Origin of the sequence: Microvirga subterranea (genome assembly GCF_003350535.1) — a bacterium.
GTDB lineage: Bacteria > Pseudomonadota > Alphaproteobacteria > Rhizobiales > Beijerinckiaceae > Microvirga > Microvirga subterranea.
In genome coordinates, this window is the sequence record NZ_QQBB01000011.1 from 46761 (window position 1) to 63486 (window position 16726).

Here is a 16726-nt window from a genome sequence, read left to right on the forward strand (position 1 = left end):
CGTGTCGTCCGCCACCGGCAGGGTGATCGTCGCGTTCGCCTGGCCGGCCCCGAACACCACCGTGTTCGTCGGCAGCGTGCCGAAGTCGCCCGCCGCCGTGCTGCCGTGGTTGAGCGTCCAGGTCACCGTCGAGGCCTGGCTCAGGTCGCCCGTGCGGGTCAGCACGAAGGCGATGTTGCCGCCCTCAGACCCGGTCGCGTCCGCAATCGAGATCGACGGCGCGTCGTTGGCCAGGATCGTGCCCGTGGCCGAGCCGTCGCCCAGCACCGCGTTGGCGCCCGCCGTCAGGTCGATCGTGAAGGTCTCGTTGCCCTCCGCCAGCGTGTCGTCCGCCACCGGCAGGGTGATCGTCGCGTTCGCCTGGCCGGCCCCGAACACCACCGTGTTCGTCGGCAGCGTGCCGAAGTCGCCCGCCGCCGTGCTGCCGTGGTTGAGCGTCCAGGTCACCGTCGAGGCCTGGCTCAGGTCGCCCGTGCGGGTCAGCACGAAGGCGATGTTGCCGCCCTCAGACCCGGTCGCGTCCGCAATCGAGATCGACGGCGCGGACGGGGGCGTCGAATCATCATCCTGGATCGTGCCCTGAGCACTGCCATTGGTCGTGCTGATGCCGGCGTCCCGGGGGTTCCGCAGTCGGACTATGAAATCCTCATTCCCTTCGACCGTTGTGTCACCAACGACGTTCACGGTGATCGTCGCGTTTGGGGCGCCGGCGTTGAAATGCACGGTGCCGGTCAGCGACTGGAAGTCCTCGGCCGTAAGCCCTCCCGTTCCGACGTCAATAACCCAATCCACATCGGAAGCAGCGGACGTATCGCCGCTGCGGGTGACCGTGAAGGTGTACTGCGTAATGCCCGAATTGCCCTCGGGCTTGACCGCGCTCAGCGGTGCAATCGACAAAGTCGGAGGAACCGGCTCAGGCTCGTTCCCGAGATCGTTCATGTAGATGTCGTAAACGCCTTCGCCCTGGGTGATAGTGGTCGAACTCGGCCCGAAGCAGTCGACCCAAACCTCACCGTGAACCGGTTCGTCGCCATCGAAGTCGAAGTTCGTGGCCCCGCCCATCCCAGGAGCGACCGTCAGATAATACTCTTTGGTCGGTGGCGTTCCTGCAGGGCTTCCTGCCGGAGGTGGAATGATCACTTCCTCGATGACGTAGCGCCCGCCACCATTGTAGGTGAAATTACCGATCTTATGGAAGCTGAATGTCAGCGCCCCTTGCAGTCCTTCCCAACCCGTGATCTTGCCGACGCGGGTTCCACTGCCGATGTTCTCGTTGATCAGAACGCTGAACTGGTCGTTTTGTGCGCCGCCATCATGGTTGACGGCGACGATCTGAAGAGTGACTGCCATTGAGGCCCCCAATGCAATGATATGTCGTAACGTAGCATGGTGGCGGTTTTTGTAAAGTCCGCCACCGAAAGTTGTCAGATGACCCAGAAATGGGTGTGATTGAGCACCGGCTTCGTCTCGAGAAGGGCGAACTGCACCTGGCCGCCCGCTGCCGAGCCGTTAGAGTCGTAATAGAGCTTGCCGGACTGATCGTCGTACAGAATACGAGTCGTCGTCTTGGTCGCAACGGTTCCAATCTCGAATTCCAAATCCGTCAGCTCTCCGAGCGCTCCCAGAGCGGCGAAAGCGACAGCCGACTTGGTCAAATGGATTCGATCACCGGAGTCGAAATTCTTGATCGTATCCATGTTGGTGGTGGCGTTCGGCCTCGTGGTGAACATGAACACATCCGAGCCGGCACCGCCGTCGAGCGTATCGTTGCCGCCGGCGCCGCTCAGGGTGTCGTCGCCCATACCTCCCGTGAAACGGTCATTGCGGGTGCCGCCGAACAGCTTGTCCCCAAAATCCGTGCCGGTCAGAAGCTCGACACCCAAGTTGCGCACTGAGATGTTGATCGTCTTCTCTGTAATGCCGCCCCGGCCGTCATCGGCTTGAACCGTGATCTGCCAGTCACGTTTCTGCTCGAAATCGATCAGATAACCCTTGTCGACGCGGATCTCCGTACCGGCCAACGTGAAGCGTCCGCCGGCGCTGTCGATGAGCCTATAAGTCAGCGCATCGCCCTCTTGATCGAATTGAGTCAACTGGCCCACAAGCACGGTCGTGGTCGCATATTCACGCACGGTGTTGTTGGAAATATCGATGTTCGTGGGAGCATGGTTCACGGTTCCTTCATTGACGATGTCATTGACATAGACCTTGAGGGTTTCGACCTTGAATCTCTGCGTCCCATCCGTAACGCGCACCTGCACATTGAAGTAGCGGTGTTCGACCCCGTAAATCATCTCCGTCTGGATGGTAGGATCCTCGTAGTCGAGCACGTCGCTGGTGACGAGCTTGGTCACGCCGTCGATCGTCGCGAGAGTGAAACGCCCGCCAGCGTCACCACCGGGCTCAATCGTATAGGTAAGCGTATCACCCCCATCCTGGTCCAACCCGATCAGGGTGCCGACCTGTGCGCCGGCGCTCTGGTTCTCATAGATGTAGTTCCGCGATAGCACGATGCCGGTCGGAGCATGCGGATCCTCTGGATCCGGAATGTCGCCGACGTTGATCCTAAACGCCTTATCGTAAGAGAGGCCGGTGCCGTTCAGATCGGTCACCCTCACGACGATGTCGTGGAACCTCTTGTCCTCGTAATTCAGAGTGGCACCCTGCTTCAGCCGCAGTTCGTTACCCACGATCTCGAACTTGTTGTCGTCGTCCTGAAGAAGCGTATAGACGAGACTGTCGATTGGATCGGCATCAACACCCTGCAGCGTACCGACCAGGGTACCCCAGAGACTGTTCTCCTGAATCGTGCCTCCCGTTAGGGTCAAGCCGGTCGGAGCATTGTTGTTTTCAGGGTCCTGGTTGTCGACATTGATCGTGAACTCCTGGGTAACCGTTCCGCCTCTTCCGTCGGTGACCTCGACCGTTACGGTATGAACCTGCTTATTTTCCCAATTGAGGTTCTTGAAGGGAGCAACGCGGATCCGATAGCCCTCAACGGCATTTCCAACGATGGCGAACATGGCATCAGGATCGTCGATGATCCTGTAAGTCAACGTGTCTCTATCAAGATCCGTCGCGCTAAGATTGCCCACAACAGCCTGGTTCTCCATGACCAGGACGCTCGTTCCATTATTCAGAAGAAGATCTGTCGGAGCCCGATTCCCCGTTGCCGTCGCGTTGACTGTGATCGTCTCCGTCGGCGTCACCTGGTTTTGGCCGTCGGTGACGAAGAAGTCGAAGACCGTGTCTCCGGCGGCTGTCGCGGTGAACTGCGCCAGATCGAGGAAGGCCATCAGCTTGTCGGCCTTGCCGGTCAGGGTATAGGTGCGCTCGTTGAGCACATCCTGCGGCCCACCCACGGTGACGCCATCAACATCCGTGTCGGTGAAGGTGAGACCGCCCTTGCTCTTGTCGAACGTGATCTGCAACGTCAGGGTGTCGCCGTCGTCATCGAAAAGCTCGATGTCGGCAAGGGCAGCGATAGGCGAGCCGACCGGGGTCGTACGGGTCGTCGCGCCGTTGACGTCGAAGAGCGGCGCCTCGTTGAGGTTGCCGATGTTGATCTCGAACTTCTGGCGAACCGGGTTCGGATTGGTGTCCGCCGCATCCCGCACCTCGACATAGACGACATAGAACTTGCGCACGATGTTGCCGGAGCCGTCGCGTTCGATCTGCAGGAGCGGATCATTCGCTTCGTAGTTCGGCCGGAAGCCGTCGGCCAGGATGAGCTTGGTTCCGTCTGTGCTGATGGCGAACTTGCCATGAGCGCTGCGGGAATCGGAGGCGCTGTGGTCGACTACCGCAAAGGTAAAGGTATCGCCGCCATTGCGGTCGACCCCACCCAGGATGCCGATCTCCGAGCCCGGATTGCTGTTCTCGGCGATGGACGTGTTGGTTAGCGTCGCACCGATCGGGTCGTAGTTTGTGTCCGGGTTCTCGTCGGTGATGAAGACCTTAAGCCATTCGGTCTTGCTGAGGCCGCCTGCGGCGCCACCCCGGTCGGTGACCTTGACCTGGATGTTGAACCACTTCTCAGCGGGATTGTTCGGGTTGACCTCGAGATCCGGATCGTTGTCGTAGTCGATCGCCGCCTGCGTATAGATCTTCCACAAGCCATCATTCGGATCGCGCCGGACAAAGAACCGGTCATTCGCATCGTCAAGCAATTCATAGACGAAGGTGTCGCCCTGGTTCGGGTCATTGTTGCCGAGAGTGCCGGCAAGGCGGCCCAAGGCGGCGTTCTCCTGAATCGTGTTTTCGGTGATGGTGATCGCGGTCGGACCACGGTTCTCCGCCTTGGCGAGGACATCGACCGCGATGGTGTCAGACGCGCCGAACCGATCGGAGACGGTGACCGTGAAGTTGGTCGTCTGCGGATCGTCGACAGGCGCCGTCGGACGTGGAAGCGGCCTGAACACCAGGGCCTGCATGAACTGAGTCACCTTGTCCTGGGCGCCACTCACCCGCAGGGAGCCCTCCGCCTGCTCCACCGTCACATCAGGGAAGTCGGTCTCATCGAAGACCAGGTCACCCTGAGCGTCATTGAAGGCGACCCTGACTGTGATGGAGGTCGCGCCGTCATCGGCATCCTCGAAGGAGAGGTCGAGGAAGGGCGTGACTTCCTGAAGATCCGTCGTAGTCCAGCTCGTCTGCCCGCCCGGGGCCAGGATGATGTCGGGAGCCGCATTGGCGACAACCTGGATCGAGACGTCGTGCTGATCCATGCCACCGCGGCCATCGGCTACTTTCACCGTCAGCGTATAGACCTGACCGGCATCTCCTAGAAGTTCGGGCCTGGCGATGCTGATCTTGCCCGTGGTCTGGTCGATGCTGAAAAGATCATTGTAGTCGTCGACCAGGGCGTAGGTGAGCACGTCGGTCGTATCGGGGTCCTCGGCGATAACATTGCCGATCTCGCCGGCGGAAGCGATGTCCGCAATCAGGATCATATCGTCGACCGTCCCAGGCTGGCCATTGCCGGAAGCGATGACACGGTTGATGACGGGCTCGCCGTTACCTGGAATGTTGTCGTTAAGGATCTTGACGAGAACCGTCTGCTCGGCCAAGCCGTTGAAGCCGTCGTAAACCCTTACCGTGAGTTCATAAACAGTGTCCGAATCGACGGCCAGAAGAGTGGCGTTAGCGACATGGATCTTGCCGGCGCTGTCGATCCTGAACAGGCCGTTGTAGTCACCGTTCGTTCCAGCCAGTCCATAAAAGATCGTCTGGCCCTGGTCCGGATCGGTGGCCAAAACGGTGCCGATCTCTCCGATACCGTCCCTTTCGCTGACGACGATCGCATAGTTGCCATCGTGCGTCCCGCCCTCGCCATTGGTCGAGGCCGTGATCGACTGGATAACGGGGTTCTGGTTGACGTTCTTCACGATGATCTTGACGAGCCGGCGGTCCACGCCACCAGCGCCATCCGCCACGACGACGGTGAGGTTGTAACTCAGATCATAGTGAATCGTCGGCAGCCGGGACTGATCGATGACGATGTCGCCGTCCGCCGTGATGCTGAACAGATCGTTCGCATCATCCTCGAGCGCATAGGAGAGAGTTTGGCCCTGATCGGGATCGACAGCCGTTACCTTGGCGATGATGCCGCTTGGAACATGCTCATCGATGACGATGCTGTTATCGGCACCATTCTCGCTGTTCTCCCCCGAGGCCAAAACCGATTGGATGACCGGCTCGGTGTTGTCCGGGTTGGGAACGTCGAGGATCTTGAACAGCACCGTCTGCTGGGCCGAGCCGTTTGCGCCGTCCTCCACACGCACGACGACAGCGTATTCGCGATCATCGCCCGCGTCGACCGCCAGAAGTGTGGGATTGGTGACGCGAATCTTTCCAGAGGTCGCGTCGATGGCGAATAGGCCATTGTAGTCGTTCATAAGGCTGTAGGTAACGGTCTGACCGATATCGAGATCATGCGCCGCCGCCACGGCGATCTCGTTCGCACCCACCAGCTCGCTTACGAGGATCACGCCCTCGCCGCCAGGCTGACCTTGTCCCGAAGGATTGATCGAGTCGAAGATCGGATTGCGGTTCATGTCCTGAACCACGATCTCAATCTCGCCCTCGGTCTCATTGCCGTTCCCATCTCTGGCTACGATCGTGTAGGAGAGCGGGTCGTCGTTTCCGTCCGTGACCTGGATGCTCCCTTCGACCACAACCTGGCCACCAACGATCTTGAACTTGCCGTCGCGGCTGACCGTGTCATATACCGTCGCGCCCGTGTTCGAATCGATCCATTTGAACAGGAAGGAAACCGGATCATTGTCTCCATCGGTCGCTGCCAGGTCACCTACGGGCGCGCCGCCGCTGGCGGTATCGAAGATCGCGCGATACTGCGCGCCGCCGCTCCAGGCAGGAACCGTAGGTGATTCGTCGTCATCCTGGATATGTCCAGATGCAAGGATATTCTGACCGAGCTCGGCATTGCCGCCGGCGACCTGCCCGAGAAGAACCTGAAAAAGCTCCTCGACCTCATCGAGCTTGTCACCCGACACGGTGAAGGTGATGTTGCAGGAGTTCTCCCCGATCTCGAAGGTCGCTTGGCCGGATGGGAGCGTGCCGCCGAAGTCATCCGCATCCGCAGTTAGTGCGAGAACGGACCAGTTCACAACAGAACGCACATCAGTCCGGTCGCGCACGAGCCGGAAAGTGTAAGTCACACTTCCTGTATCCCCTTCCACGGCGATCACTTCCATGGAAGAGCTATCGAACTGCACGATCGGTGCCGGCGGCGGATCGTCATCCTTGATCACGCCGACGGCCATCATGTCGTTGCCGATCTCGGCGTTGCCGCCGTCGATCCGGGTCAGCCATACTTGGAACGTCTCATCTCCCTCGAAGATGACGTCTCCGGGAAGCCAAAACTTGACCTGGGCAGTGTAGGACCCGTCCTGGAACTCGACCTGGCCGCTCGGCAGTCCCCCACCAAAGTCGCTCTGATCCGCCGTTCCCGGCCGGATATTCCACTTGACCGTCGAGGTGCCCACGTTGGTGTTGCGTACGAGGTCGAAGGTGTACTGAACGAGTTGAGTATTGGACCCCTCGGTCCGTTCCACCGTCAGGCTGCCTTGATCGAACTGCACGACCGGGACGGTCGGCTGGATATCGTCGTTGAAGATGACGGCTCCGACCACGCTGCGGTTGCCGATCACTGCCCCCTCAGCGGACGTCAAGGTGACGAAGAACTGCTCGTGCGACTCGAAGGTAGTGTCGCTGGCGATCTCGATTGTGATATCAGCGACGAAGGACCCAGCCGCAAAGCGTACCTCGCCCGATGGAATGACCCCTCCGGCAAAGTCGGCAGCGTTCACCTGACTTCCGGATACCTGCCAGTGCACGACTGGGGAGCCCGCCGTTGAGTCGCGGACGACCTGGAAGGTGACCGTTCTCGTACCGCTATTTCCCTCGAGTATTTCGGGCTCAAGAAAGTTCCCGAACTGTACGGTCGGAAGCATTGGCTCCGCATCGTCATTCTCGATGGTACCTGACGCGGTGCTGTTGGAGCCGATTGTGCCTTCGCCGCTGGTCACCTCGAGCAGCGTGATCGTGAATTCCTCGTCTGCTTCGTAAGTCGTATCGCCCGAAACGGTGACCGTGATCGTAGTCGTGTAGGAACCATTTTGGAACGTCGCCTCACCGAACGGCAGGGCAAGCCCAGGAAAATCCGCACGATCCACGTCGCCCGAGAGCGACCATGCTACCTTCGTTTCACCAAAGTTGTTGGTGCGCCTCAGCGTGTAAGTGTAGCTGATGATGTCATCGTTCCCCTCGACTTGGGAGATCGAAACGGTACCAGCGTCGAACCCGACGACGTTCGGGACGTCTTGGACCGTGACGGTGACCGGGCCGATAGTCTCACCGCCCTCATTGTCAATGGCGACGACATCGTACGTGAAATTGCCGTTATCCCCATCGTTGACTTGGATTGCCGCCCAGTCGTTCACCACGATCTGACCACTGACGATCTTGAACGCGTTGTCCTGGCTGATATCGCGCAGGACGAATTGCTGACTGGCCTCATCGAAGTAGCGGAACTTGAACGTCACCTGTCCGCCGTCCGGATCTTCCGAGAAGAGGTCACCTACAACGTAGTTGGCCCCCACGGTCTCCTGGATGCCCCCCGTGACACCGTCGTCCCAGCGCGGTGCGGAGGGAAGCGGGTTGGCGTCATCAGGCAGGTTGTTGACCTTGATCCGAATTTCGGTCGTCCCGCCATCGACTTGTCCGTCGCGCGAAATGATCGTGTAGGTATACTCATCGAAATCACCGCTCTCGACCTGGATTTGGCTTCGGTCCTTGACGAGGATACGGCCGTTCGCGTCGATCCAAAAGCGATTGCCAGAGCTGACATTGGTCCCCGTGTCTGCGAAAACGAAGGCTACAGTTTCCTGATCCGGATCTGTCGCCGTCAGAGTGCCGACATACGCATCATTACCGACGTTCTCGTTGATCTCACCATCGGTGAAGACTGGCGCGGAGGGAGGGTTGTTCGCGTCTCTGATCTCGATCGTAATGGAATTGGACGTTTCACCGCCGAATGCATCCCTTGCCACAATTTCGTACACTGGAAGCCGGATTCCGTGCCCCGGAAGCCGTGTGTCGTCGGCAACGACGATCTGACCGGCTCCATCCATTCTAAAGAGGCCGTCTTTGCTGGTAAGGCTGTAGACGGTATTCCCCTCGTCATCGATAAATTTGAACTGGAACCCGATAGGATCACCGTCATCGTCGGTCGATCTCAAGCGCGCGACAAAGTCTCCTTCGAGAGAATTGTCGGCGATGAACCCGCCAAGGCTGATCGTCGGTGTGGTTGGAGCATCGTTGATGTCGTTCAGGACGACCTCGAGTTGACCTTCTCCAACGAGATCTTCATCTTGATAGGCTTGGACGATGAAGCTGTGGACGCCACCGTTGACGGAGTCCTCCGCATTGAACAGTGCATTTCCGCCGTTGAGTACGACGAGCCTATACGTATAGGTGCCGTCCGCGTTCTCGCTTCCGACAACTGTGTAGCGGCCGTCTGCCCCCTGTTCATTTCCTTCGTCATCGAAGATCCGGAACGTCAGTCCAGGAGCGTTGCATCCGATCAACGTGCCGACATGCGTGCCCGTCTCGATGTTCTCGTTGATGAGAACCGTCCATGGGTTTTCACCTTGAGCCGCACCATTTCCTGCAGCCGCCTGGAGTTCGAGAGAGTTGATCATCAGAGCGCCCCTTTAGAGCATGATCGAACGTATCGTAACAGAGAAGCGGCCCGTGTAAAGGCCGCCTCTGGTTTTCTCAGATCAGGTACCCAGTGACGAAGATCCGGTCATGGCTGAGTTCGGCGCCCACTTGGAGGGTCGCTACCTCGAAGGCAGCACGCCCCCCGCTGCCATCGCTGTCATAGAGGATCCTGCCTGTTGTCGGGTCGAAGATGATCCGGTCGTCACTCTCCAGGGCGCTTGTGCCGACCTGGAAAGCTTCCTGCGACAGAATGCCCAGATCCAATCCCTCGAAGGCTCCGAACTTCACAAGCTGGATCCGATCGCCGTCGCTGAAGTCGCGGACAATGTCGCTGTTTGCCGTCCCGAAGCGGTTGAAGACGAATACATCAGAACCATCGTTTCCGGAGTGGTTGCCGTCGCCGCCCCACAGTTCGTCGTTGCCTGCACCGCCGATTAACGTGTCGTTGCCGCCCATGCCGCGGAATCGATCGTTCCCGATTCCGCCTTGAATCCGATCGGCATCGTTCGTGCCGGACAAATCCTCTTGCAGGACGTTGTTGACATTCACATGAAGCACTGTCTGAACCGAGCCAATACCGGCGATATCCGCGCGGATCTTGATGTCATGTCCACGCATCTGTTCGTAATCGAGTTTTACGCCGTTGCCGACCTTCAGGAAGGTCTGGTCTCCGATGCGCTCTAAAGTAAAACGTCCACCGGCATTGCCGCCGCCCTCGAAGCTGCTGACGAACGAATAGGTCACCCTGGCGTCGTCCACACCAGAGATGGACAGAATACCAAACGGCATCCCGGCATCTGAACCTTCATCGACTGCATCTCCGGTCAATGTAATCCCCGATAGGTTCTCCGCCGGATCCTCGTCGATCTGGATGATGAAGTCTTCCTCGTGGTAGCCGCCTCGCCCGTCCGTCACCTCGACCGTAATGGAACGGCTGGCTTCCGTTTCACGATCAAGGGACTGCCCCTGCCTTAACTGGATCACCCAGCCGGAAGCAGTCTGGACGGCCTCGAACTTGGTATCATCGGTGTAGAAGCGGAAGTTCCCTCCATCCGAATCGGTCGCGCTCAGGTGGCCCACGACGGTTCCGGGATCGCTGTTCTCCCGAATGCTCAGGTGATCGAGACCGATGTCGTTCGGCGCCTGGTTCACGGGGTCGCCGGCAACATCGTTGACGTAGACGCGAATGGTCTGCGGAGCGGAAGGCAGGCTGCCGGGTCCGCCATTCTGGTCCCTGGCGACGACCTTCACGTCGAAATACTTCAGAACCTGACCGGGCAGGCTCGTCGTGTCCGTGTGGAGGAGCGGGTCGCTCGTGGAGTCGTAGTCGAGCATCACATTGTTGAGCTGGATCTTGTTGCCGCTGATCCGGAAGTATCCATGCGGATTCCAGCCATCGACGAACTGATAAACGATCTGGTCACCCTGGTTCGGATCCGATGCCCGGAGGAAGGCTACATCCGCGTAGCCGCCGATGCCTTCGGTGATTGTAATATACCCCAGCTCGTTGGGATCATCATTCGCCACCATCGGATCGAGCATCACCGGAGGCCGGTTGGCCGTGACGGAAGTCACCGTCACGGCGAGTTCGCTCTGCAGCTGTTGATCGAACAGGGCCAGTGTAAAAACTGTTGGTACAGCGGTCCCTACCGGGTCCGTCGCGCGATCCCTTGGATCCCATACGAGGTTCGTCACAACTTCGTTGATTTGAGCCTGGGTCCCGATGATGTAGAACTCGGTCGAGCCCGGCTCGTATTCGATGATCAATCCAGGGTAGCTGTTCGGATCAGGGACGTTTATGAACTGGCCCTCGGTGCCACTGTTCCACACAATGTTGAGTTGGAGCCTTTGTTCCCATGAGTCCGAGAACTGGAGGTTCTCGAAAGGCTTGATCGTGGCATTGTCATAGACAGTATGCGAGGTGTCGCCGGACAGCACCGCGATGTCGGGCGCCTCGTTCTGCGGACGAACCTGCACGATGTGGGCCATGGTGGGACCGACGAGGTTACCGTCATAGGCCACGACCCGGAGGGTGAATTGTCCGATCGCAGCATCTGCGTCCGTGACTGCGCGATTCGTCGTGATCACACCCGTATCGGCGTCGATCCTGAAGAGGCCGTCGGCACTGACCGTTCTGCCGTTATCAGCAAAGCGGTACTTGTTGATACGGAAGTCCGCGTTTGCAAGGTCTGGGTCCCGGGCGTCAGCATCGACGACGAACGCGTGCTCCGCTGCGACGCCAACCTCGAGCACCTGAGCGTTTCTGAATGAGATTCCGTGCGGCGCCTCGTTCACATCGGACAACCTGATGTCGATAGGCTGTGCGACGGTGGAGACAAGGCCGCGACTATCGACGGCTCGGACCGTGAGCGTATGTCCACGGCCACCTCCGCTCAGGGCGAACGCGGTCTCATAATCGAGAGGCTGGGTAGCGACGATCTTCCAGACGCCATTCACCTGGACCACGTCGAAGAGGCCGCCAGCGTCATCTTCCAGGAAGTAGCTGGCGATGGGGTCTCCATTTGGGTCGACCGCGGCCAGAACGCCGAAGGGTACATGTGCCCCGATATTCTCCGGGACCGGCCCGCTCGTGAAGCTGATGTCCTTCGGCGCCCAGTCGGACGGCTTCGTCGTCACGCTGATGTTGGAGTTCGTCTCCAGAACTCCCTCGCCGGTAACATCATAGACCGTAATGGTGAAAGTCGTAGTGATGCCGGTGGCATTCACAGGATCGTCGTAGCGATTCGTAGGATCGAAGATCAGAGCCTGTACGGCCGCATCGATCTGCGCCACGGTGCCGGACACTGTGAAGACACCGGACTGCGCATCATAGCTTCCACCATTCTGCGGGACCAGTTTGCCGAGATCCTTCGAGCTCAGCTTGATCTCGACGGAGATCACCTGATCGGGCGTGAAACTCACGTTCGCGAAAGGCTTCGGAAAGTCGATATCCACCACTTGGGTGTTGACCGGCACGTCTGCCCCGCCGATAATTCCGTTTGGAACGTGTTCCGATTCAACCTTGATACGTCCAGCAGGCACCGATGCGGAAAGACCGTCATCGTTAGCGACCACGATGGTGAAAGTGGTCGTCTCGACGCCCGAGGGCATGTTCGGACGGTCCGTAGGATTGTACTTGAGGCCTTGCACGGCGTCTTGTGCGGCAGCGGTCGAGCCCCTGAAGGTATAGACGCCGTTTGCGAACGTGCCACCCGCCAAATTCGTCAGGATGCCCTTGCTCGGATCGTCGAGCCGAATCGTGACCGTAACGATATCACTGGCATTGCTGTCGCTGATGGTCACGCCCGAGAAGGGTTTCACCAATTGCGCATCGCCGTTTGCATTGTCATAGGTGCGCAGGAGTGTGACCGGCGCGTCGACGGTCGGCGCCCGGTTTGCCGCCTTGGCATCTACCTCAATGTTGCCGTTCGACTCCAGCAGATCACGATCGTCACGGCTGGTGCCGGAATAGACGCTGATGGTGAAGGCCGTCGATTGCTCGGCTCCAACTTGGTCATTCGGCCGATCGGTCGGGTTGAAGACAAGACGCTGGACGACCTGACGGACGGCATCAGCGGTTCCAGTAAACCAGAAGGTTCCGTTCTCGACCCGCCCTGCGCCCAGCGGATCATAGAGGTCACCGTGGCTAGCATCATTTGGGCGAATCCCAACTGTGATGGTCTGAAGCGCAGTCGCGAAGGTGATTCCGGAAAAAGGTGTCGGAGAGCCGGTATCCCAAGCCGGAATATCGACATGGCTGTCGGCGCCACGGATGATCGAGTAAGGACTTGTGGTCGGTAGCACGCGGATTGTGACGAGTTCGGTACGCTGGAACTGGCCGTCCGTGACCTTGACGTTAAGCTGGATGTCCGTCGGGACCGTCACGTTCGGCAGGCCGTACTCGCTGACACGGATGGCGCCTGTATTGGCATCGATCGAGAAAGGGTTCGGACCGCTGATCTCACGGCCTGAACTATCGACCAGTGCGAAACGATAGGTCGTGTTTACTACGCTCGTATCGGGATCGTCGATGACCGGTGCTTGGGCTACGATAGTGCCGGCTGCGGCATTCTCGTTGACCGCGTCGGGTCGGTAGATGACGCCAGTGAGTTGCTCGTTCACATCGTTGAGATAGACCTTGATCTTGGTCTCAGCGGACGTGTGGCCGGAGATACTCTCCTTTGCGACGACCTTGACCCAGAAGAACTTCTTCTCGTCGGTCGTGCCCGGGTTCTCGACCTGGAGGCCGATGCTCTCGTCCTCGTAGCTTGCATTGCCGAGGAAGATCAGCTTCTTGGTGGCTGGATCGATGCGGAAGAGCCCTCCGGGATTTCCCCCAGGGGCAAAGTCGAAGACAATGCTGCCGCCGCGTCCGTCGTCGGTTGCACTGAGGACGGTCACATCAGCCTGCTGCCCATTCTCAACCATAATCGCCACGTTGCCCGTTGTCGGCGCCGATGGCAGGGCATTCGTATCGGACTCGACGGTGACGAAAACGTCCTTCAGGATCGAATAGCCGTTTCCGCCGCGGTCCGTGATCTTGACCTTGAGCTGGATGGTCTGAGCCTCTCCGATTGGAAGACCAGGGCCGACAGTGATAGCCCCTGTGAGTGCGTCAATGACAAACGGCCCATTATAATCCTGGCCAGGATTGTTGGGATCGACCAGCTTGAAGCGGAAGTCCTTGAACGCCGTCCTGCTGTCCGGATCCGCAACGCTTGGCGCGCCGACGACGGGCGTGCCGGCGCTATCACCTCCGTAGATGACGTTGGGGGTTGCATAGGTTGCGCTTAAGGGCGCTTCGTTCACATCAGTGAGGTACACCTTGACGGTCGTCGTCCCGGACGTCTGGCCGGAGACGCTCTCCTTCGCACGAACCTTGACCTCGAAGTACCTCTTCTCGCCCGACTGACCCTGGTTCTCGTACTTGAGACCTAAGATATCGCTCGCCTCGTAATTGGCTCCGCCAGTGAAAGATATGACGCCTGTCGTGGGATCGATCGAGAAGAATCCACCGAGATCGCTGAGGTTGACGATCTCGTACTGCAGAGAGCCGCCCAGACCATCGTCCGTGGATTGAACCGTCGCGACGCTGTCGTTCGCAGATCCATTCTCGAAGAGGGTCGCAACCGGACCGAATGTCGGCGCTTGCGGCGAGGCATTCGAGCCCGGCATGACGCGGATCGTCACGGGCTGGAGATGAGATAGGCCGTTGCCCGCTTGGTCGGCGACACGTACATAGACAGTGAAATTTTGGCCGCCGACAGTATCTGTGCCCGGCAACCCCAATGCGCCGACGGTGATCTCACCCGTCATCCAATTGACGGCATAGTGATAGGCACCGGTGATCTCCTGGTCGTTGGCATCGACCAGCTTGTACCGGAAGCTCTGGTTTGCGGGGGTTGTGTCCGGATCGGTGACCACGGGTGTATGTGCAATGGTCGTGCCCGCACCCGCATCCTCGGAGAGAACCGCGACGTTCTGGTACGTCAGCGCGGTCGGCTTCTCGTTCTGGTCCGTCACATAAACCCGGACCTCGACGGGTTCGGACGCAACATTCTGAGCATCCTGCGCCACGACCCAAAGCTTATAGTAGTAGCCCCCCTGTCCGTCGGAGACGAGATACGGGTCCGATCCGTTGAGCCCGGCCTCGTAGTTGATGTTCGGGCCGCCGTTCTTGAGCTTGACGGTACCGTCGGGACCTATCACGAAGCGCCCCCCACCGGTGCTTCCAGCAGTGTTGTCCATGAAGCGGTATGTCACTGCCCCGGGAGTTCCGGGGTTCTCCGGATCCACTGAGCCCGACACGGACGCGAGGGTTGTTCCGAAATCGCGGGAATTTTCGGCCACCGTCCCCCACGCAGCCGCCGGCTTGTTCGGGGGATCGTTCTGATCCGTTACCCAGACGGTGATATCCTGCGTATTTGACAGGCTCCCATCTGACGCCGTGACCTTCACGATGTAGTAGCGGGCGGTCTGTCCGTCGGCAGGCGTTGCGGTCTCGAAATCGAGCTTGTTCGTACGGGCCTTGAGCCGGTATCCACCCGGCACGGTTGGGTCTGCCTCGATGTAGAAGATGTCTCGAATGTTCGCAGGGTTCGCATCCAGTGACCACGAGATCGGGTTATTCTCCGGATCGGACGCGGACAGCACGCCGATATCCGTCGAGTTCTCCGGAAGTTCGAGACTGGTCTGATTGCCAACCTTGATATTCTCGGGCGCCTCGTTCACGTCCGTGACGTTGATGGTGTAGGTGTGCTCCGCAGATACTGTGCCGACACCGTCAGATCCTGGAACAGTAGCTCTGACCTTAATCGTGTAAGGCGTGGGCGACTCGGCATTGAGCTTGCTGCGGTCGCTGACATAGACCCTACCGTCTACGGTTACCCCGAAGGCACCGCTTGAGTCCGCTACCATCTGCCAATTGATGGAGGTCCCTTCGGGATTTGTCGCACCCAAGGTGGCGAATGTCTGTGTCGCGCTACCGTTAGGCGCATTTTCCGCGATACTGCCATTGAGGATCGTAAAGGTATGCGGCGCCTCCAGAACGTTATGAGCGGTAAGACCAATCGTCACAAATCTCGACTCGGTCCCGTCGCCAACCAGAATGGTGAGGTTTTGCTGACGGTTTGGGGGAAGCTGCTCGAAGTCCAGGCGGATTGCATAGAGATGGAAGACGTACTGGCCGTTGCCGACGCTTACCTTGTTGATAAGGTAATTGCTGCTTTGACTTTCCATGCTGATGTTGGCGCCGATTCCCGCCCCATAGGGCGTGAGCGTCCCAACATAAGTGGCAGACTGTGCGTCCCAACGAACCTCATAGGTATGGCCGGAATCTGCTGCCGTTTGCTGGTTGTATACGCTGTAGACCGACAACCCGAAGATTTGCGACGTGCCAACCTCGCCAAAACTCTGAGCTACCACGGGCGCGCCGCTGTCCACCGTTTCAACAGCTTTAAAAACTGATAAGGACTGCCCGCTTGCGCCGAAGCTCGAATACCCAACCATAAGAACATCGGCGAGCATAGGCTCGGGCACCAGGATGGGCGATAGCACTGCCTTATGTGCATTGGACAAGGGCGAGAAGACACCCGGAGTTGCCGAATCGATAGATGCACTGACCGCAAAAAGCCTGTTCAACATTGCATCGGCAGCTTCTGTCTCATTGAACGAGAATGACTTCTCCGTTCCGTTCGCTCTAGGCGCGTTGCTCTTGCGGCCGATCAGCGCAGCAGTCCGTTCATCAGTTGAGACTACGGCTCCGACGTCAGAGTCGGAGGAATCCACGGACTTTCGCTCGTCATCTAGCGCAAGGTGCGGATCGGTTTTCACCGCGGCGACATCATGCTTCAGGGCCACGATCTTGCCTTTCTGGACCTTGCGATCGGATGACGTTGCCATGGTGCACTCCCTTCACGTTCTCAGCTCGGCCGTCCGGCCACTCTGACATAAAGTAACGTTATAGCGAAGGTTTTAAGAA

Annotated in this window: 3 protein-coding genes; all 3 read right to left on the reverse strand. The window is 58.9% G+C overall.

Translation table 11 applies throughout. The features are described from left to right. Positions 1-1350 (reverse strand): Calx-beta domain-containing protein (locus tag DES45_RS25275; RefSeq protein ID WP_210210249.1); only part of this gene is annotated, 1350 nt, incomplete at its 3' end. Between the two features lie 74 nt (positions 1351-1424). Beyond that, a complete protein-coding gene (locus DES45_RS21225) occupies positions 1425-9224 on the reverse strand; it encodes a cadherin domain-containing protein (RefSeq protein ID WP_114772359.1) in 7800 nt (2599 codons plus the stop codon). Between the two features lie 76 nt (positions 9225-9300). Beyond that, positions 9301-16647, reverse strand: coding sequence for a hypothetical protein (locus DES45_RS21230; protein WP_147282461.1), 7347 nt, complete (start codon positions 16645-16647; stop codon positions 9301-9303). Positions 16648-16726: the final 79 nt, after the last annotated feature.